The sequence below is a fragment of the Methylobacterium sp. Leaf108 genome, from assembly GCF_001423265.1.
Lineage (GTDB): Bacteria > Pseudomonadota > Alphaproteobacteria > Rhizobiales > Beijerinckiaceae > Methylobacterium.
Genome location: NZ_LMND01000034.1, coordinates 102,892 through 120,556, shown reverse-complemented (window position 1 = coordinate 120,556; position 17,665 = coordinate 102,892). Strand labels below are relative to the sequence as shown.

The 17,665-nt window shown below is 68.0% G+C and carries 17 protein-coding genes; 9 read left to right on the top strand and 8 right to left on the bottom strand.

Annotation, left to right across the window (positions count from 1 at the left end; translation table 11 throughout):
• Positions 1-34 precede the first annotated feature (34 nt).
• From ASF39_RS18595 to ASF39_RS18580, 4 genes are all read left to right on the top strand, one after another.
• Positions 35-2,710: a bifunctional acetate--CoA ligase family protein/GNAT family N-acetyltransferase gene (locus ASF39_RS18595; protein ID WP_056286680.1), complete on the top strand. Its 2,676-nt coding sequence runs from the start codon at positions 35-37 to the stop codon at positions 2,708-2,710.
• A 185-nt stretch (positions 2,711-2,895) separates the two neighbouring features.
• A complete protein-coding gene (locus ASF39_RS18590; protein WP_055889794.1) occupies positions 2,896-3,105 on the top strand; it encodes a cold-shock protein in 210 nt (69 codons plus the stop codon).
• A gap of 82 nt (positions 3,106-3,187) precedes the next feature.
• On the top strand, positions 3,188-3,589 hold the full coding sequence (locus ASF39_RS18585) for a DUF6481 family protein (protein WP_280137228.1): 402 nt from the start codon (positions 3,188-3,190) through the stop codon (positions 3,587-3,589).
• 182 nt (positions 3,590-3,771) lie between these two features.
• Positions 3,772-3,969, top strand: coding sequence for a hypothetical protein (locus tag ASF39_RS18580; protein ID WP_055889782.1), 198 nt, complete (start codon positions 3,772-3,774; stop codon positions 3,967-3,969).
• Positions 3,970-4,068: 99 nt separating this feature from the next.
• On the opposite strand, the gene ASF39_RS18575 is transcribed toward ASF39_RS18580, so the two are convergent.
• The 5 genes from ASF39_RS18575 to ASF39_RS18555 form a co-directional block, all read right to left on the bottom strand.
• The gene (locus ASF39_RS18575; RefSeq protein ID WP_056286767.1) at positions 4,069-4,605 is read right to left on the bottom strand and encodes a DNA starvation/stationary phase protection protein; all 537 of its coding nucleotides are present in this window, start codon (positions 4,603-4,605) and stop codon (positions 4,069-4,071) included.
• Between the two features lie 137 nt (positions 4,606-4,742).
• On the bottom strand, positions 4,743-5,633 hold the full coding sequence (locus ASF39_RS18570; RefSeq protein ID WP_056286679.1) for a L,D-transpeptidase: 891 nt from the start codon (positions 5,631-5,633) through the stop codon (positions 4,743-4,745).
• A 232-nt stretch (positions 5,634-5,865) separates the two neighbouring features.
• On the bottom strand, positions 5,866-6,348 hold the full coding sequence (locus ASF39_RS18565) for a response regulator (protein ID WP_055889776.1): 483 nt from the start codon (positions 6,346-6,348) through the stop codon (positions 5,866-5,868).
• The gene (locus tag ASF39_RS18560) at positions 6,345-7,466 is read right to left on the bottom strand and encodes a histidine kinase dimerization/phosphoacceptor domain -containing protein (RefSeq protein ID WP_056286676.1); all 1,122 of its coding nucleotides are present in this window, start codon (positions 7,464-7,466) and stop codon (positions 6,345-6,347) included. Before ASF39_RS18560 ends, ASF39_RS18565 begins: the two co-directional genes overlap by 4 nt.
• Before the next feature lie 569 nt (positions 7,467-8,035).
• Complete coding sequence (locus tag ASF39_RS18555) at positions 8,036-9,373, bottom strand: MFS transporter (RefSeq protein ID WP_056286674.1); 1,338 nt, start codon at positions 9,371-9,373, stop codon at positions 8,036-8,038.
• Between the two features lie 308 nt (positions 9,374-9,681).
• Here ASF39_RS18555 and cyoA point away from each other — a divergent pair, with 308 nt between their 5' ends.
• The 5 genes from cyoA to ASF39_RS18530 are packed head-to-tail and all read left to right on the top strand — an operon-like array spanning position 9,682 to position 14,746.
• Complete coding sequence (gene cyoA, locus ASF39_RS18550) at positions 9,682-10,905, top strand: ubiquinol oxidase subunit II (RefSeq protein WP_056286671.1); 1,224 nt, start codon at positions 9,682-9,684, stop codon at positions 10,903-10,905.
• Positions 10,906-10,941: 36 nt separating this feature from the next.
• Complete coding sequence (gene cyoB / locus ASF39_RS18545) at positions 10,942-12,945, top strand: cytochrome o ubiquinol oxidase subunit I (protein ID WP_055889759.1); 2,004 nt, start codon at positions 10,942-10,944, stop codon at positions 12,943-12,945.
• A 5-nt stretch (positions 12,946-12,950) separates the two neighbouring features.
• Positions 12,951-13,583 carry a cytochrome o ubiquinol oxidase subunit III gene (gene cyoC / locus ASF39_RS18540; protein WP_055889936.1) on the top strand — a complete coding sequence of 211 codons (633 nt, stop codon included), beginning with the start codon at positions 12,951-12,953 and terminating at the stop codon, positions 13,581-13,583.
• Positions 13,580-13,996, top strand: coding sequence for a cytochrome o ubiquinol oxidase subunit IV (gene cyoD / locus ASF39_RS18535; protein ID WP_055889755.1), 417 nt, complete (start codon positions 13,580-13,582; stop codon positions 13,994-13,996). The genes cyoC and cyoD overlap by 4 nt, the downstream gene beginning before the upstream one ends.
• Positions 13,997-14,035: 39 nt before the next feature.
• Complete coding sequence (locus ASF39_RS18530) at positions 14,036-14,746, top strand: SURF1 family protein (protein ID WP_056286764.1); 711 nt, start codon at positions 14,036-14,038, stop codon at positions 14,744-14,746.
• A gap of 21 nt (positions 14,747-14,767) precedes the next feature.
• Here the strand turns inward: ASF39_RS18530 and ASF39_RS18525 are convergent, their stop codons facing one another.
• From ASF39_RS18525 to ftsE, 3 genes are all read right to left on the bottom strand, one after another.
• On the bottom strand, positions 14,768-15,556 hold the full coding sequence (locus tag ASF39_RS18525) for a YdcF family protein (RefSeq protein ID WP_082494670.1): 789 nt from the start codon (positions 15,554-15,556) through the stop codon (positions 14,768-14,770).
• Positions 15,557-15,844: 288 nt separating this feature from the next.
• Entirely contained in the window at positions 15,845-16,852 is a 1,008-nt protein-coding gene (locus ASF39_RS18520) for an ABC transporter permease (RefSeq protein ID WP_056286668.1), read from the bottom strand.
• The gene (gene ftsE / locus ASF39_RS18515; RefSeq protein ID WP_082494679.1) at positions 16,852-17,553 is read right to left on the bottom strand and encodes a cell division ATP-binding protein FtsE; all 702 of its coding nucleotides are present in this window, start codon (positions 17,551-17,553) and stop codon (positions 16,852-16,854) included. The genes ASF39_RS18520 and ftsE overlap by 1 nt, the downstream gene beginning before the upstream one ends.
• Positions 17,554-17,665: the final 112 nt, after the last annotated feature.

Genomic DNA, 17,665 nt, shown 5'->3' with positions numbered 1-17,665 from the left:
CGAGGGTCCGGCCCGGGCACGGGCTGACGAATCGATGAGTACATCCAGGTTCGACGCCCTGCTCGCGCCGCGATCCGTGGTCGTGGCGGTCGCCGATGAGACATCGGCCGCGCTCGGCCGGGGCATGGTCGCCAATCTACGGGCGAGCCAGTTTCGCGGCACGATCTCGATGGTGGGGGGAATTGTCGGCGACACGCAGAGCGTCGCGTCCTTCGCCGAGCTCCAACCTCCCGATCTCGTCCTGATTGCCGCTCCGCCCACGGCCGTGCCTCGTCTGGTCGAGGAAGCCGGAGCGTGCGGCGCCAGGGTCGCGGTGGTGCTGACCGCAGACCGCGACGACGTCTTGTGCCGGGACGTCTGGGCTGCGGCCAAACCCTACGGGCTGCGGATCGTCGGCCCTGGCAGCATCGGCTTGTCCTCGCCGGGGGCGTGCCTCGATGCCAGCCTGTTCTCGAGAGCGCCCTCCGCGGGCGACCTGGCCCTGATATCGCAATCGGGAACGGTCGCGGCCGGCATCGTGGCTTGGGCCGCCAAGCGTGCGGTGGGTTTCTCGGCGGCGATCACTCTCGGCCAAGCCTGCGATATCGACGTCGCCGATTGCCTCGATTATTTCGCCGGCGACATTCACACCCGCGCGATCCTGCTGTCCATCGACGTGGTGCGGGACGCGGGCAAGTTCATGTCGGCGGCCCGCGCCGCGGCGCGGGCCAAGCCCGTGGTGGTCCTGCGCACCGGCCGGCATCCCGCCGCGATCACCGCCGCCGGGAGCCTCACCCACACCGGTGCCCTCGCGCGGCCGGACGCGGTCTACGAGGCGGCCTTTCGCCGGGCCGGCCTGCTCAGCGTCGGCAATCTCGATGCGATGTTCTCGGCTGTGGAGACGTTGGGCCGGCAACGCCCGTTTCCGGGACGTCGCCTGGCCATCCTCGCCAACGGCTACGGCATCGGGGCGCTCGCCGCCGATCAGCTCGCCGATGGTGGTGGCACCTTGGCGCCGCTGGAGGCCAATCCGGTCGATCTCGGGATCGGGGCGAACGCGCCCCACTACGAGACCGCCCTGTCGCCTCTGCTGGCCGACCCGGCCGTCGACGCGATCCTCGCGATCCATGTCCCCACTGCCCGTTCCGACAGCGCAGCCGTGGCCGAGGCCATCGCGGCGACGGTGACGACGGCGCGAAGCCGCGAGGGCCGCAGGAAGCCGGTGTTCGCAGTCTCCCTCGGCGAAGACGAGGCGGCGCTGGCGGCCTTCGCCAAGGCGGGCATCCCCCGCTTCTCGACCGATTCGGATGCGGTGCAGGGTTTCCTGCATCTCGTCCGCTACCGGGAGGCGCAGGACGACCTCATGCGCACGCCCGACTCGCTGCCGCGGGACTTCCTGCCCGACAGGGCGCGGGCTCGCACCCTGGTGGAAGCGGCTCTGACGGAGGGCTGCACCTGGCTCGATCCCGTCTCGGTGGCGGGTCTCCTTGCCGCCTACGGCATCCCAAGCCTGCCCGTGACGCTGGCGCCGGACGCGGAGGCCGCCGCCGCCGCCGGCTGGGCGATCATCGCAGCCGGCGGCACCGTCGCCCTGAAGCTCGTCTCGCCCGATATCGTCCACAAGTCCGACGTCGGCGGCGTGCGACTCGACCTGACCAGCGAGGCCGACATCCGCGAGGCCGCCGCCGCCATCGTGGCCGGCGTCAGACTCTCGCGCCCCGACGCGCGGATCACCGGCTTCGCCGTCCAGCCGATGGTGAGGGCGGGCAAGCAGCGCGAGTTGATCGCGGGCCTCGCCGAAGACCCCGTCTTCGGCCCGGTCGTCGTGTTCGGCCGCGGCGGCACCGCGGTGGAGGTCATCGACGACAGGGCGCTCGGCCTGCCGCCCCTCGATCTGCGTCTGGCGCAGGATCTCATCGACCGCACCCGTGTCGCCCGGCGCCTGGCCGCATACCGCGACGTGCCGGCGGTCGACCGCCATGCGCTGGCCCTCGTCCTCGTCAAGCTCGCCCAGCTCGCCGCCGACCTGCCGGAGGTGCGCGAACTCGACATCAACCCGTTGCTGTCGGATGCCGATGGGGTCGTCGCCCTCGACGGCCGGGTCATGATCGCGCCGCAGGTCGTCCGGGCCGGAGAGCGCCCGCGCGGGGCCCATCATCCGCGTTTCGCCATCCGCCCCTATCCGGTGGAGTGGGAGCGATCGATCGCCCTGAAGGGCCGCGCGATCCGGGTGCGCCCGGTGCGGCCGGAGGACGAGGCGCTGTTCCACGACTTCTTCGCGCAGGTCAGCGCCGAGGATCTGCGGCTGCGCTTCTTCGCGCCGGTGCGCGACTTCAACCACGCCTTCCTGGCCCGCCTGACCCAGCTCGATTACGCCCGCGCCATCGCCTTCGTGGCGCAGGAGGCGCAGACCGGGACGATGCTGGGTGCCGTGCGGCTCCACGCCGACGCCAACCATGTCGCGGGCGAGTACGCGATCCTCGTGCGCAGCGACACGAAGGGGCTCGGCCTCGGCCATGCTCTCATGAGGATGATGATCGACTGGGCTAGGACCGAGGGGCTCGAGCGGATCGAAGGGTCGGTGCTGCGCGAGAACCGCCCGATGCTGGCGGTCTGCCGCCGCCTCGGGTTCACGACCAAGGCCGACCCCGACGATGCCGGGGTGATGAAAGTCGAGCTTGTTCTTAAGGCATTCGTCAATAAATCCGCCGTCTCCGATCCTCGGCCGTAAAAGGTTTGCAAAATCGATCCCGAGAGGCTATGTCTGTCAGACTGATTTGCGCCAGGTTTTCGGTTGTGCGGCCCCAAAAGGCCGGTTGTCCGTCTCTCTCTCTCAACATCGGTAAAGCGGACGAAGCCTGCGCAGATCCCGCGCGGGTTGTCCGAGAACTATGCCCGCAAGGGCGAAGGATGATTATGGCTGTCGGTACTGTTAAGTGGTTCAACGAGCAAAAGGGTTTCGGGTTCATCCAGCCGGATGGCGGCGGAAACGATGTTTTCGTGCACATCTCGGCTGTCGAGCGCGCCGGCATGCGTGGCCTCGCTGAGGGCCAGAAGGTTTCCTACGAGATGGAGACCGACAAGCGCAGCGGAAAGCAGTCCGCCGGAAACCTCCAGTCCGCTTGAGCCCATCGGGCCTCCGGGCCTGACGTCTCGAAGGCCGCTCTCCCCACGGGAGAGCGGCCTCCTTCGTTTTCCAGGGCAGGCCATGTGCCGGCTCTCCAAACCAGGACCCTGTGTGAGCCAATTCAACGAAAACTCGATGACCGATCGCCTCAAGGCTCAGGCCGAGGCCCGTGAGGCTGCGCTTGCGCGCTTTCGTGCCCGCCCGCCGGCGGACGATCCCGAGGTCGTGGCCCGGAAGGCCGAGCGCGCCGCTGTGGTCCGTGAGCGCGAGATCCGCGTCGCCGCCCGCGAGGCTGCCCGCCTCGAGATGGAAGCCCAGCGTGTGGCCGAGGCCGATGCCGAGCGCGAGCGTCTTGCCGCCGCCGCCGTGCAGGAAGCCGCCGACAAGATCGAGCGCGCCAACGCCGCCCGCCTCGAGCAGAAGGCCCAACGCGACGCGCGCTACGCTGCCCGGAAGGCGAAGGCCGGCAAGACCCGCAAGTAGGACCAATTCCCTGGAGGGTCGACCCGCCGCTTGCGTGGCGCGTCGGCCTCGAAGGGCGGGACCCGCGTCCCGGTGGTCCAAGGGCAGGGGATGGCGCGACCTCTGCCAAATCAGGGCGGCGCTGGCTGTCCCGCCCAAGGGATCGGCCAGAGCCGTATCCTCACGATAAGGAAGAGATCGACATGTCCCATAAATTCAAGCTCGGCCAGCGTGTCCGCCGTTCGCGGATCGGCTATGCCGACGCCAAGACCGACACGGGGGACGTGTTCGAGATCGTCCGGCTCGTGCCGGAAGACCAGACCGGCGAGCCGTTCTATCGGATCAAGTCCGGCACCGGCGAGCGGGCGGTACGCGAAGGCGAGATCACCCCCGCCGCGTGAGCGGCCGGGGCACTCACCGTGTCCCGTGAAAAAGGCCCCGCGTTCCATCCGGACGCGGGGCCTTTTTCGTGTCGAAAGCGATCGGTCACTCGCGTCCGATCAGTGGCCCGACTGCGTCGCCGTGCGGGTGATCTCGTAGAGGAACCAAGTGCGACGCTCGGCCTGGTCGATCCATTCCTCGAGGAGGCTGGTGGTCGACACGTCCTTGTGCTCGTCCGTCACCTCGTGAAACTCCCGCATGTTGGCGGCGAGCGTCTTGTTGTCGTCGCGCAGTTCCGCCAGCATGTCGAGCGGCGAGACGTACTCCGCATCGTTGTCGGCCAAGCGCGACTTCGCCTTGGCCTCGCCGAGCGAGCGCAGGGTGGTGCCGCCGATCTTGCGGGCACGCTCGGCGACATCGTCGGTGATCGCGAAGATCTCGTCCGACTGTTCGTCGAGGAGCAGATGGTAGTCGCGGAAATGCGGCCCGCTCATGTGCCAGTGAAAATTCTTGGTCTTCAGATAGAGGGCGAAGAGGTCCGACAGCAGAACCGTCAGCCCTTCGGAAATCACCTTCGTCGCCTCTGGCGACAGGTCGGTGGGAGTGTTGAGGCGATCGGATTCGACGCGCGACCGCGCAGGATTGCTCTTTGCCATGATGCCTGGATCTCCGTGACGGGCGAGCACCATCCGGCGACGCCCCTTCGTGTCAGGGGAAATCCGGTCGGCCGGTCCTAGGTTCCGCTTCCGGACAGTACGCCTCAGGGCCCGGCCCAGCTCCGACCCGCCGGCCGTCAGCCCAAGACCACCACACGAGTCCCGATCTCGACCCGGCCGTAGAGATCGATGACGTCCTGGTTGATCATGCGGATACATCCGGACGAGACGCTACGGCCGATCGATTCCGGCTCCAGCGTCCCATGGATGCGGTAGAGCGTATCCTTGTTGTCCTGCCAGAGGTAATGGGCTCGCGCACCCAGCGGATTGCGCGAGCCGCCCGGCACGCCGAGCCCGCTCTGCAGCTGCGAGACCTGGCGCGCCAGTTTCGGGGTGCGGGCGATCATCTCCTTGGGCGGATACCAATCCGGCCAAGCCTGCTTGGAATTGACCGTCGAAATGCCCGACCAGGAAAAGCCCTGCTTGCCTACGCCGACGCCGTAGCGGCGGGCGCGACCGTTGCCCTGGACGAGGGTGAGATGATGCGCGCGCGGATCGACCAGGATGGTGCCCGCCGGTTCGCGGCCGGTGTAGGCGATGTCCTGGCGCAGGAAGGCCGGGTTCATGCGCTTGTAGTTGAAGGCCAGGACCGGGAACGGCTCGTCCGGGATCGCGGCATAGGCGCGGGCATAGTCGATCGGCCCGTTGTCGAGGGGCCGTGCAGCCGCGATCTTGTCCGCCGGCCTCGGCTCGGCGACCCTCCGCCGGGGGGCTGCCTCGGGCTCGAACTCCGGCGCCGAGGGAGCCGGCGCGGCGGTGCGCTCGCCGTAGGGAACGTAGGTGCCGCCGCGGCGGCGATACAGCCGTCCGGCTTCGTCGCGGTAGAGGCGGTCGTCGTCGAAGGGCGGGTAGCCGTCGATGCCATCGGGGCCGACCGGACCGCCCTGCCCGAAGGCGGGGAGGGCCGCCATGGTCAGGAAGCTGGTGGCGGCACCGGAAAGGAGTGCACGGCGACTGGGATCTGTCATCGGAAATTCGTCATCGGTCAAGGGGTGGTCCGCGAGCGCCGCTCGGCGAACACATGCTCCTGCGGGGCGTAGCAAGGCGAGGCGACCTCGTCACGCCGGAACGGACCAAAAGCCGGGCTCCTCGGTATCCGCCGGCGCTTTTCGAAGAACACCGTGACCGAAAGGGCAACGCATCGACGTTCGCGATGTCCGATGTGCGAACGGTATCTCGGAACGGCAGGCCGCAACGGCTTCAGAACTGTGCGCCGCGGTCGCTTCCAGATTGCGGTCGCCGGAACGACTCGAGGTGGGCGTCGTACGAGGGCGCGACCCGAAGTCCGAGGGGCCGTTTCGCTTCGGGCGGCGGGCGATGCACGCATTCCTCGATATAGCGCAGGCTCTCCTCGATCACGCCGACGGAAAAGGGCTTCGCGATGACGGCGGCCGCCCCGTCGCACTCCTCGTCGAGATCGGCGGCGTTGGCGGTGACGAACACGATGATCGTCCCTTCGATCGCTCTGATCGCGTCCACCACGTCGAGCCCCGACGAGCGCCCCCGCAACCGCATGTCGACGAACACGACGTCCGGACGTGTCCTGTGGGCGTCGGCGATGGCCTCCTCGGCGGAGAAGGCGGTCGCCACCACGATATGCCCGGCATCTTCCAGCAACATCTCGAGCTGCATCTGGATGACGGCCTCGTCCTCGACGATCATGACGCGCAGGGGAGTGCTCACGCGGTGTTCCTGCTGTCCGCCGCCTCACGCGGCAGGCGGATGTTGATCCGGGTCCCGGGATCCGCGGGCTGCCAGGCGATACTGGCGTTCAGTTGACGGGCCAGGGTCTCGATCAGCCGCTTGCCGAAGGTCCTGCGAACGGGCGCCTGCGTCGACATGCCGACACCGTCGTCAATGATGGTAATCCCGAAATAGTTTCCGTCCGGTCTCACGGCCACCGACAGCCGGCCGGGGCGCTGTTCCGGGAAGGCATGCTTGAGGGCGTTGGTGATGAGTTCGTTCATCATCAGGGCCACCGGCGGCGCCTTCTCCACCGGCACTTCCACCGGTTCCAGGTCGAGATGGAGCGACAGGTCCGGGCGTCCGGACCCGTTGATGAGGTCGGTCACCAGCTCGCGCGCGAATTCCGCCACGTCGAAACGCTCGACATTGTGCGACTGGTACAAGCGCTTATGGACGGTACCGAGGGCTTCGACGCGGCTGAGCATCTGCTCCATGGCCGCCCGCGCCGTCGGATCGGTGATGGTGCGGGTCTGCATGGTGAGAAGCGAAGCGACCATCTGGAGGTTGTTCTTGACCCTGTGATCGACCTCGTGGACCAGCATCGTCTTGGCGGCGAGAGCCTCCGTGAGGTCGGCGGTCCTCCGGGCGACCTCGCGCTCGAAGCGCTCTTTCTCGGCCTGGATCCGGGCCTGCGCTTCGACCCGGTCCGTCACGTCGAGCTGCGAGGCGAAGAAATAATGCAGGTCGCCGGCCTCGGTGACGACGGGGCTCAGATAGAGCGCATTCCAGAACGGGGTGCCGTCCTTGCGGTAGTTCAGGAGGTCGATGGCGATATCGCGGTTGTCCTGCACCGCGTCGCGGACGAGGGCGACGGCACCCATGTCCGTCTCCTCTCCCTGGAGGAAGCGACAGTTACGGCCCATGACCTCGTCCCGCCCATAGCCTGTCAGGTTCAGGAACGCGTCGTTGACGAAGACGATGGGATTGTCGTCCTGGCGCGGATCGGTGATGATCATCGCCATCCGGGTGGCCCGGACTGCCGCCGCAAAGGGATCTGCTTTGCCGTGCTCGGTCGCGAGCCGATCAGTCAGGTGCCAAGCCTCTGCGGATTCCATGTGATCGATCCTTTCTCCGTCCCGCTGTGGAAACCTCCAAGACGCACGGGGATAATGCCGAGCTTAACTGGCAATCCTGAGAAAGGTTCAACGTCGTTTTCGTGAGCCTTTGCGCAACGGGACCGTGATTCAGGCCAAGGATTACGGCCGACAGGTATGGTCGATTTGCGCAACTGCAACCCCTGTCGTCCGGCCGTTTGCCGACTGACGAGCGATGAATTCGGTCCGCATGCGCGGATGATCTGGAAGCGACCGGCCATTCATCGCGAGAAGGGAAAGCGGAGATCGCCACCGTCGCTACGAAGGCGATGTTCGTCGAATGCGGAAGGCTATTGGACGAGGCGCCGCGTCGACCCCCGAGACGGGATGGCCTCGACCATGGGGCGAGGTCTGCGGAGGGTCGATGCAAGACCCGCGTAGCGAAACCATCCGCAGGCCAACGCCGAAGACCGCGAACGAACGATTGCGGAAAGATGATGCAATAGCGTCGTTCGTGTCCCAGAGTCTTCAGACGTGAGCACCACGACTCGAAAGGGGTGACGCTCAGCACGGCATCAGGCAATCCGCCGTCAGCGCGCACGCATCTCCGGCGTGTTGAAGCGGACCGCCGCCAAGGTGCAGATCGCGCCCGAGAGCAGGTAGAGGCCGATGCAGGCGAGGCCGAACCTGCTCGACAGGCTCAGTGCCACCAGGGGTGCGAATCCGGCGCCGACGAGCCAGGCGAGGTCCGATGTGAGGGCCGCGCCGGTGTAGCGGTAGCGGGCCGGAAAGTTCGAGGTCGCCGCACCGGTGCTCTGCCCGTAGGAGAGGCCGAGCAGGGCAAAGCCGACGATCACGTAGATCGTCTGGCCGATGGCGCTCTCCTCGAACAGGAGCGGCGCCACGATGCTGGCGAGCGCGAAAAGGCCGACGAGGCCGGCGGCGAATTCCAGCAGCCGCCGGCGGCCGATCTGGTCGGCGATGATCCCGGAAGCGACGACCGCCCCGGCGCAGACCATGGCGCCCACGAACTGCACCATCAGGAACTCGCCGGCCGAGCGCTGGGTGTAGAGCACGATCCAGCTGATCGGGAACACGGTCACGAGGTGGAACAGCGCGAAGCTCGCCAGCGGCACGAAGGCGCCGATGAGGATGACGCGGCCGTTGACCCGCACGACCTCCGCCACCGGTGTCGGCAGCAGTTCGCTCTGGTCGAGGAGCATCGTGAACTCCTCGGTCGCGATGAGGCGCAGGCGCGCGAACAGGGCGACCACGTTGACCGCGAAGGCCACGTAGAACGGGTAGCGCCAGCCCCAGTCGACGAAGTCTTCGGTGGAGATGTTCATGAGGAAGAACGCGAACAGCAGGCTCGCCAGCATGAAGCCCAGCGGTGCCCCGAGCTGCGGGATCATCGCGTACCAGCCGCGCCGCTCCTTGGGGGCGTTGAGCGCCAGGAGCGAGGCGAGGCCGTCCCAGGCGCCGCCCAGCGCCAGTCCCTGGCCGATCCGGAAGGCGGCCAGCAGCAGGATGGCGGTGACCCCGATCTGGTCGTAGCGCGGCAGGAAGCTGATCGCCGCCGTCGATCCGCCCAAAAGGAACAGGGCCGTCGTCAGCTTGACGCCACGACCGTGCCGGCGGCCGATCTCCATGAACAGGAAGGTGCCGAAGGGCCGCGCGACGAAGGCCAGCGCGAAGATCGCGAAGGCGGCCAGCGTGCCCTGCAGCGGCTCCAGGAACGGAAAGAACACCTTGGGGAACACCAGCACCGAGCCGATGCCGTAGACGAAGAAATCGAAGTACTCCGACATGCGCCCGATCACGACGCCGATGGCGATCTCGCCCGGTGCCACCTTGTGATCGTCGTTGGTAGTCTGCCGCACGTCGCGCTCGAGGGGCGTGGAGGTGGGCAGGGCTCGGTCTGCGCTCATGGGACGCCATCGCTCGCGTGACTGATTCGGCGGCCCGCCGTGGCGGCCCCGTTTCGGAACGCTTATGCGGCAGCCTGATCGTGCGTCAAAGCGCAGCAAGATGCGTCGGGGTGAAGCGGTGTCATGTGCTCGGCCCCGGGTGCTCCGCCGCGAGTCACGTCTCCGCCATGCCGGTCATGCGCCGTCGCGCCGCGGGCTCGGGGCTTGCGCACCAGGACTTGCGGAATGACGTGTTGCAGCGCAGGAAACCCCTCGCCCGGTGCCCTCGGCGCCAAGGTTGCCGTTCACGCTCGATGACCAGAGATCGGATGTTCCCCAGATCCAAGCGCGACCTGTCAAGGCGCGGCCCCGTGCGATGCCTCGCGCTCGCGGCCCTCGCCGTCGTGCTGTCGGGCTGCAACGTCGTGCTGATGCAGCCGTCCGGCGACATCGCCATGCGCCAGCGCGACCTGATCCTCGCCTCCACCGGCCTGATGCTCCTGATCATCGTGCCGGTGATCGCGCTGACCGCGCTCGTTGCCTGGCGCTACCGCGCATCGAACACGGAAGCGACCTACGATCCCGATTGGCACCATTCGACCCAGCTCGAAGTGGTGATCTGGGCGGCGCCTTTGGCCATCGTCATCGCCCTCGGCGCGCTGACCTGGATCAGCACCCACACCCTCGATCCCTACCGGCCCCTGGACAGGCTCGACGCCAAGCGCCCGCTGCCGGCCGATGTTAAGCCGATCACGGTGGAGGTCGTCGCCCTCGATTGGAAATGGCTGTTCTTCTATCCCGATCAGGGAATCGCCACTGTCAACGAGCTGGCCGCTCCCGTCGACGTGCCGATCACCTTTAAGATCACCTCGGCCAGCGTGATGAACTCGTTCTTCATTCCCGCGCTCGCGGGCCAGATCTACGCCATGCCCGGCATGGAGACGAAGCTCCACGCCGTGATCAACAAGGCCGGGATCTTCGACGGCTTCTCCGCCAACTACAGCGGCTCCGGCTTCTCGCGGATGAACTTCAAGTTCCACGGCCTCAAGCGCGAGGCGTTCGACGAATGGGTCGCCAAGGTGAAGGGCGAGGGCAAGCCCTTGAGCCGCGACGCCTACATCGCCCTCGAAAAGCCGACGGAGGCCGAGCCGGTCCGCTATTTCGCGTCCGTCGAGGAGGGGCTCTACAAGGCTGCGCTCAACATGTGCGTGCTGCCCGGCAAGATGTGCATGCACGAGATGATGCACATCGACGCCATGGGCGGCGCCGGCAAGGACAGCCAGGCCAACCGCGACCGCCTGCGCTACGACAACCGCCACGCCGAGCAGGGCGACGAGGCCGTGGGCGCCACCTTCCCCGCCTCCGGGCGCGAATCGCGCGACGGTCACAAGCCCCAGGGCGTGACCTCGGGCGGCTCGCGCGACGGCTCAGGCAAGGACGAGCCCGGCCAGGACAAGTTGGAAAAGACCAATCCGCATCAGGGTCACTCACCTGGCATGAACCATGGCGGCCACAACCACGGCGGCTCCGCCCCCGCCCAGTTGAACAACTGACCACACGTCGCGGACACCAGCGAGCGAGACGATCGCATGTTCTCCAATCCGGACCTTCAGACGCTCGTCTTCGGGCGACTGACCTGGGACGCCATTCCGCTCCACGACCCGATCCTGATCGTGACCTTCGCCATGGTCGCGCTCGGCGGCGCGGCGCTTCTGGGCATCATGACCTACTTCCGCTGGTGGGGGCCGCTGTGGCGCGACTGGCTGACATCCGTCGACCACAAGAAGATCGGCATCATGTACATCGTGATGGCGCTCGTGATGTTGCTGCGCGGATTCTCCGACGCGCTCCTGATGCGCAGCCAGCAGGCGCTGGCCTCCGGTGGCGGCGAGGGCTACCTGCCGCCGCACCACTACGACCAGATCTTCACGGCCCATGGCGTGATCATGATCTTCTTCGTGGCGATGCCGCTGGTCACGGGCCTGATGAATTACGTCATCCCGCTTCAGATCGGCGCGCGCGACGTCGCCTTCCCCTTCCTCAACAACCTCAGCTTCTGGATGACGGCGAGCGGGGCGGCCACCGTGATGGCCTCGCTGTTCGTGGGTGAATTCGCCCGCACCGGCTGGCTCGCCATGCCGCCGCTGTCGGGGGCCGATTCCAGTCCCGGCGTCGGGGTCGACTACTACATCTGGGCGCTGCAGATCGCCGGCGTCGGGACGCTCCTGTCGGGCATCAACCTGATCGCCACCATCGTGAAGATGCGCGCGCCCGGCATGACCATGATGAAGCTGCCGATCTTCGTGTGGTCCTCGCTCTGCACCAACGTGCTGATCGTGGCCGCCTTCCCGATCCTCACCGCCGTCCTGGCGCTGCTCTCCCTCGACCGCTACGTCGGCACGCACTTCTTCACGAACGATCTCGGCGGCAACCCGATGATGTACGTGAACCTGATCTGGATCTGGGGTCACCCGGAAGTCTACATCCTGATCCTGCCGGCCTTCGGCGTGTTCTCCGAGATCGTCTCGACCTATTCGTCCAAGCGCCTGTTCGGCTACGCCTCGATGGTCTACGCGCTGGTGGTCATCACCATCCTCGCCTACCTCGTTTGGTTGCACCACTTCTTCACGATGGGCTCGGGCGCCTCGGTGAATTCGTTCTTCGGCATCACGACGATGATCATCTCGATCCCGACGGGGGCCAAGATCTTCAACTGGCTGTTCACGATGTACCGCGGCCGCATCCGGTTCGAGGTGCCGATGCTGTGGACGCTCGGGTTCATGGTGACCTTCGTCATTGGCGGCATGACCGGCGTGCTGCTGGCGGTGCCCCCGGCCGACTTCGTGCTCCACAACAGCCTGTTCCTGGTGGCGCATTTCCACAACGTCATCATCGGCGGCGTCGTGTTCGGCATGTTCGCCGGCATCACCTACTGGTTCCCCAAGGCGTTCGGGTACAAGCTCGATCCGTTCTGGGGGAAGATGTCGTTCTGGTTCTGGCTGACCGGCTTCTACGTCGCCTTCATGCCACTCTACCTGCTGGGCCTGATGGGCGTCACGCGCCGCCTCAACCGGATCGAGGACCCCTCGCTCCAGATCTGGTTCGTGGTCGCGGCGATCGGCTCGGTGCTGATCCTGCTCGGCATCCTCTCGTTCATCGTCCAGCTCGTCGTCAGCTACCGCCGGCGCGACGAACTGCGCGACCTCACCGGCGATCCGTGGGGCGGCCGCACGCTCGAATGGTCGACGGCCTCGCCGCCGCCGGACTACAACTTCGCCTTCACGCCGGTCATCCACGACCACGATGCGTGGTCGGACATGAAGCGGCGCGGCTACAGCCGTCCGCTCACCGGATTCAAGGCGATCCACATGCCGCGCAACACCGCGACCGGCGTGATCCTCGGCGGCCTCAGCACCGTCTTCTCGTTCGCGATGATCTGGTACATGTGGCCGCTGGCGGCGGTCAGCTTCGTCGCGATCCTCGTGGTCTCCATTGCCCACACCTTCAACTATGACCGCGACTTCGACATCCCCGCCGACGCCGTCGTGCGGGCCGAGGGCGAGCGGACGCGGCTGATGGCAAGACAGGCCTGATCGACATGGCGACCCAGGCCGACACCGCGACCTCCGGCGAGGAGGAAGCCCTCCGGTTCTACGAGACCGAGGACCATCCCCATGCGCCCGCGACCCTGATCGGGTTCTGGCTCTACCTGATGAGCGACTGCCTCATCTTCGCGGTCCTGTTCGCGACGCATGCGGTGGTGGGGCGCAACTACGCCGCCGGCCCGTCGCCAGCGGACCTGTTCGACCTCAAGCTCGTGGCGCTCAACACCGCCATGCTGCTGTTCTCCTCCATCACCTACGGCTTTGCGATGCTGGAGATGCAGAAGGACCGGCGGGCCGCGACGCTCCTGTGGCTCGGCCTCACCGGCCTGTTCGGCATCGTCTTCGTCTGTCTCGAGATCTACGAGTTCGCCCACCTGATCCACGAGGGGGCGACGCCTCAGCGCAGCGCCTTCCTGTCCTCCTTCTTCGTGCTGGTCGGGACGCACGGGCTGCATGTCTCCCTCGGCATCGTCTGGCTCGCCGTCCTCATGATCCAGGTCGGGGTGCGCGGGCTCGAGGTCGACAACAAGCGCCGGCTGATGTGCCTGTCGATGTTCTGGCACTTCCTCGACGTGATCTGGATCGGCGTCTTCACCTTCGTCTACCTGATGGGGACCCTGAAATGAGCTCGGCGACGCGCGCGAATTCGGCGGCGGATGCCGCGCAGACCAAGGACGGCCACGGCCACGACAGCGTCGAGGGCGAACCTCACGGCTCGGTCCGGGGCTACGTCACGGGCTTCGTGCTGTCGGCGATCCTGACGGCGATCCCGTTCTGGCTGGTGATGGGCGACGTCATCGGCAACGCGCGCATCACCGGCTTCGTGGTCATGGCCTTCGCCATGGTCCAGGTCGTGGTCCACATGATCTACTTCCTGCACATGGACACCCGCTCGGAGGGTGGCTGGACGGTGCTGGCGTTGATCTTCACCGCGACCCTCGTGGTGATCACCCTGGTCGGGTCGCTGTGGGTGATGCACCACCTCAACGCCAACATGATGCCGATGTCGGCCGAGGACATGAAGCAGCACATGCCCTGACCGGCCGTGGCGGGCATCCCCCACCGTCGCCGCGGTTCGCTGCGAACCCTGGCGACCCTCGGGCTGCTGGCGGCGACGGTGTGCGGGGTCTGCGTCGCGCTGGGAACCTGGCAACTCCAGCGCCGGGTCTGGAAACTGGACCTGATCGCCCGCGTGGAGGCCCGCATCCGGGCCGAGCCGGCGACGGCGCCCGCTCCCGACGACCTGCCCGCGCCGACTCGGGCGAGCGACGAGTACCGCCGCGTTCGCGCCGAGGGTGTGTTCCTCCACGCTCGCGAGACGCTGGTCCAGGCGGTGACGGACCGCGGCCCCGGCTTCTGGGTTGTGACGCCGCTGCGCCGAGCCGACGGGACGACCATCCTGATCAACCGCGGCTTCGTGCCTCCGGACCGGCGCGCGCCGGCGAGCCGGGAGCCGGGACCGGACGAGGCCCAGGTGACCGGTCTCCTGCGCCTGAGCGAACCGGGCGGTGCCTTCCTGCGGTCGAACGATCCGGCGGGCGAGCGCTGGTATTCCCGCGACGTGGCGGCCATCGCCGCCGCCCGCGGGCTCACACGCGTCGCGCCTTATTTCGTCGATGCCGATGCGACGCCCAATCCCGGCGGACTACCGGTGGGGGGGCTGACGGTGGTCGCCTTCCGCAACGACCACCTCGTCTACGCCGTCACCTGGTATGTGCTGGCGCTGATGGCGGCGGGGGGAGGGTGGATCGTCCTGCGCGAAGTGCTGCGCAGGCACGACCGATCGTAGCCGTCGTCCGACTGAAGGACGTCAGTCGTTCTCGCGCATCAGCGTCTCGGACACGACCCGCACGGGCTTGCGCCGGCCGATCAGGACCGCAGCGCGCGAGGTTTCGGGGTCGTTCTCGAAACGGGTGCGGACCCAGGCCACCAGGAACTTCACGTATTCCGAGGCGAGCAGCCGGGTCGAGGCCGGGCTCTGCCACCAATGCGGGCCGACGCCCTCGGCGACGACGGGATGGGGCACCACCCGGTCGCGGCCTGCCAGGGCGTGGTCGAGTTCGATCAGCGTGCGGGGCATGTGATAGTTCGAGGTCACCACCGCCACGGTGTTGAAGCGGTGCAGCCGCATCCAGCGCCGGGTCTCGATGGCGTTCCCGATGGTGTTGCGGGCCCGGTAGTCGAGGTCGACGCAGCACTCGATCCAGTGGCGCTGGCTCGGGTTCAGGCGGGTGATCTCGTCGCGGCTGGTGCGCTCGTTGACCCCGGTGATGAGCAGGCGCCGGCCATAGCCGCTGGCCAGGAGATCGATGGCGTCGCCGATGCGTTGGGCGCCGCCGGTGAGGGCGACGATGGCGTCGGGCCGCTCGGAGAGCGCGCGCTCGTCGCGGTCGATGCAGGCGACGAAGCTCAGAAAACCACCCAGCAGCGCCGCGACGCCGATGCCGCCCACGACCGCCGCCCCCCTCAGGGCGCGCCCCTGGACCGACGGTGGCCGGCTGCGCACGGGCGGCGCTGACAGGGCCGGGCCGCGCGGAGGCGCCTCGTCCCAGGCCCAACCGAAGGCGCCGCGCGGGCTGATGGTGGTGTCGCCAGACATCCGAGTGGTCATTCTCCCGGAGGATAGCCGCGATTGCGGCGTTGCAGAGGCGCCACTCTCTGCCGCAAAAGCTTCACGCCTCGTTAACGCTCACCCGAAGGAAGGGTGTGGGTCAAGGCGTCGGCGCGAGCGGGCGCTCCTGCACCGGATGGGGGATGAGACCCCGCCGCCGGGCCGACGATCGGCGCCTGGCGAGAACTGGGGCTCGCGGACGGGCGCTTCAAGCCAAAACCCGGCTCATGCCAAAACCCGGCTCATGCCAAAACCCGGCTCATGCCAAAACCGGGCTCAGGCCAGGAAGCGACGCACGGTCAGGCGCGAGACCAGCCCGGTGACCACCGAGGCGATGACGCCGATCAGGAGCACGCTGGCATAGCCGCGCCAGCCGACGTGGAACGCACCGAAGAGGGCGTCGAGTTCCTCGCCCGCCGGTCCGGTGCGCCAGGCGCGGGCGACGACGCCGGCGGCCGCGAAAGCCGCGAGGGCGGCGACCGATCCGACGATGCCGCCGCGCAGGCCCAGCCCGAAGAAGCGGCGCTGGAAGGCGCGGGCGATGAAGTCGTCGTCGGCGCCCACGAAGTGCAGCACCTCCACCACCTCGCGGTTGCCCGCCATGGCGCCCCGGGTCGCGAAGGCCACCGCGAGCCCGGTGGCGATGAGCACCAGGGCGACGATGCCGACCCCGACCCCGACGAAGGTGTTGGCCATGGTCGAGAGCCGGCGCAGCCACAGGGCATGGTCGTCGAGGCTGGCGACACCCGGCAGCGCTTCGGCCAGGGAAGCCCGGAGCGGCTTGAGGTCGGGGCTCGGTCCCGGCGCTAGGGTGAGGGTGACGAGGCGGGGCACCGGCAGGTCCGATAGGTCGAGGCCGCTGCCGAGCCAGGGTTCGAGCAGGCGCTCGGCCTCCGCCTTCGAGAAGACGCGGGTGGTGGCGATCCCCGGCGTCGCCTTGGCCAGGGCCTCGGCCCGGGCGACGTCCGCGTCGATGGCGCGGCCAGGGCTCGGCCTCACCTGGATCGTCACCTCCTGCGCCACCGCGCCCTGCCACTGGTCGGCGCTGGAGGCCACCATCTCGGCGGCCCCCGCGCACAGCGCGGCGAGGAAGGTGAGGATGGCGATCACCGCCGCCAGCGAGCGGCTGGCGGCCGAATCGGTCGGGACCAGGGGCGCGTTGCGCCGCAGGGTCGGCGGCAGCGGCGGCTCTGCCGCGGCGGCGTCGCCCGGACCTGGCCGCGCCCCGGACCGGGTCGCGTCCGTCCTGGCCGTCTTGCGGGAGAGGGGAGCGGTGTCGCCCATCACGGCGTCTCCACGCGCAGCCGGCCCTCGCCCAATACGAGCCGGCGGGCGTCGACGAGGTCCATCAACGCGAAATCGTGGGTGGCGATCAGCACCGAGGTGCCGAGCCGGTTGAGTTCGATGAACAGGCGCAGCAGGCGCCGCCCGAGGCCGGGATCGACGTTGCCGGTGGGTTCGTCGGCCAGGAGCAGTTCGGGCCGCGCGATCAGCGCCCGTGCGATGGCCGCGCGCTGCTTCTCGCCGCCCGACAGCAGGGGAGGGAGCACATGCATGCGCTCGCCGAGGCCGACCCAGCGCAGCAGTTCGACCACCTCGGCCCGGTAGCTCGACTCCGCCCGGCCCTGGACGCGCAGGGGCAGGGCGACGTTCTCGTAGGTGGTGAGGTGGTCGAGCAGCCGGAAATCCTGGAACACGACCCCCATGCGCCGGCGCAGGGAGGTGAGGGTGTCGCTGGCGATGCCGCTGACCTCCTCGCCGAACACCGAGACCAGCCCGCGCGTCGGCCGCACCGACAAGAGGATGAGACGCAGGAGGGTGGTCTTCCCCGCCCCCGAGGGGCCGGTGAGGAACTGGAAGGAATGGGGTGCGATCTCGAAGCTCACGTCGCTCAGGACCTCCGGTCCGAGGCCGTAGCGCATCCCGACGTTCTCGAACTGGACCACGGGTCCCTCGGCCCCCGCGAGCAGGCTCTCCCCCCTCACGCGGTCCGCCACGGTTCACCCGTTCCGTCGGCGCCCATGGGCCGGCCTGGTCTGCGATGCCTCAAGGCGTCCGTTCCTCCCGCCCCACCTTCACACGCGGTTAACCGCGTTC